The organism is Caldibacillus sp. 210928-DFI.2.18 (assembly GCF_020554505.1).
GTDB lineage: Bacteria > Bacillota > Bacilli > Bacillales > Caldibacillaceae > Caldifermentibacillus > Caldifermentibacillus hisashii.
The window spans coordinates 1-1,525 of sequence record NZ_JAJCHL010000185.1; the positions used below are offsets into that span (position 1 = coordinate 1).

Annotated in this window: 2 protein-coding genes; one reads left to right on the plus strand and one right to left on the minus strand. The window is 36.1% G+C overall.

The window, feature by feature from the left end:
• Positions 1–98: 98 nt before the first annotated feature.
• Entirely contained in the window at positions 99–1,202 is a 1,104-nt protein-coding gene (tnpB, locus tag LIZ98_RS17420; RefSeq protein WP_041902999.1) for an IS200/IS605 family element RNA-guided endonuclease TnpB, read from the minus strand.
• 85 nt (positions 1,203–1,287) lie between these two features.
• Here tnpB and LIZ98_RS17425 point away from each other — a divergent pair, with 85 nt between their 5' ends.
• The gene (locus tag LIZ98_RS17425) at positions 1,288–1,428 is read left to right on the plus strand and encodes a ribbon-helix-helix domain-containing protein (RefSeq protein WP_169799173.1); all 141 of its coding nucleotides are present in this window, start codon (positions 1,288–1,290) and stop codon (positions 1,426–1,428) included.
• Positions 1,429–1,525 lie beyond the last annotated feature (97 nt).

The window sequence follows — 1,525 nt, forward strand, 5'->3', positions numbered from 1 at the left end:
ACCTACGCTGACGCTTAGAGGTAGGAGATTCCTACGCTGTCACTCCTATCGGAGTGAGAATGATTAGGCTATCCCCGCAGTTCCTACGGTTACTGCAACTATGCAGATAGTAGTCTTTTGCCTTCGGCAAGAATGTTTTTACTTGCATTTACATCTCTGTCATGGAAAGTGTTGCATTTTGGACAAGTCCATTCACGCAAGTTAAGATTCTTTACCTCTTTGTTTTGATATCCACAACACGAACAGAGTTGAGAGGAAGCAAATGTTTTTCCGACAGCAATGAGAGTACGTCCATACCACTTTGCTTTATACTCAAGCATCGTTTTGAATTGATACCAAGACACTTCGCTAATCGCTTTAGCAAGTTTGTGGTTCTTCATCATGTTAGACACTTGCAAATCTTCAATCGCAATGATGTCGTGGTTTTTGACAATCTCGATTGAAATTTTGTCTAAGTAATCCTTACGAGCATTGGCAATCTTTTCATGAATACGAGCAACCTTAATTCGTTGCTTATGCCAATTAGAAGAACCTTTCTTTCGTCTTGATAAGATACGTTGTTCTCTCGTTAATTTCTTTTCTAACTTGCGAAACCATTTAGGATTTTTGTACTTTGTTCCATCTGAGAGAATAGCAAAATCTTTTAGTCCTACGTCAATACCCACAGATGAATTCGTTTTAGGCAACTCTTGTACTTTTGTTTCAACAAGAATGGAAACAAAGTATTTTCCACTCGGATTACGTCTAATAGTTGCATTAAGAATACGACCTTCTACTTCTCGACTTTTGGCAAACTTAACAAGACCAAGTTTAGGTAGCTTAATTTTGTTACCTATAATGACTATATTTCCGTTTGTATGCTTAGTCGTGTACGATTGAACCTTATTCTTTTTGGACTTGAAACGTGGTTTATCGTTTTGCTTCTTGAAAAAACGATTGTACGCATCTGCAAGGTTTTTTAGTGATGATTGAAGAGCGATGCTATCTACTTCTTTTAACCAAGTTAACTTCTTCTTTAGTTGTGTTAATTGAGAAGAACAAGCATTATACGTTAATCCTTTACCTGTTTCTTTATAAGTATCATTCCATTTTGCTAAAAAATAATTAAATACAAAACGTGAACAGCCAATTGTCTTAGCAATTAATACTTCTTGTTCCTTGTTTGGGTAGATTCTAAATTTATAGGCTTTATTCACGAACATTGCTTTCACCTCCTTAGTCGTGTATTATTATAATATACACTGATTGTATCATGTATCACTTTAATACACAATGGGGGGTCTAAAAATGTCGCAAGTTTTGAATATGCGTTATCCAAAAGAGTTATTGAAACGAATTGACGAGTTTAAAGAAAAGAAAGGTTTTACAACTCGTACCCAAACAATTATTTATCTCATTCAATATGCACTCGAACAGTTGGACAATTGAGATGGTAAGTAGCCATCCCTTGTCCAAAGGCGATTCATCTCCCACTTACTCGCTACCGCTCCTTGAAGTAGGAGTATTCTCGCCTATTTAAGATAAA

Coding starts and splice junctions, on each gene's coding strand:
- tnpB (WP_041902999.1), bottom strand. CDS start 1,202: ATGTTCGTGAATAAAGCCTATAAATTTAGAATCTACCCAAACAAGGAA.
- LIZ98_RS17425 (WP_169799173.1), top strand. CDS start 1,288: ATGTCGCAAGTTTTGAATATGCGTTATCCAAAAGAGTTATTGAAACGA.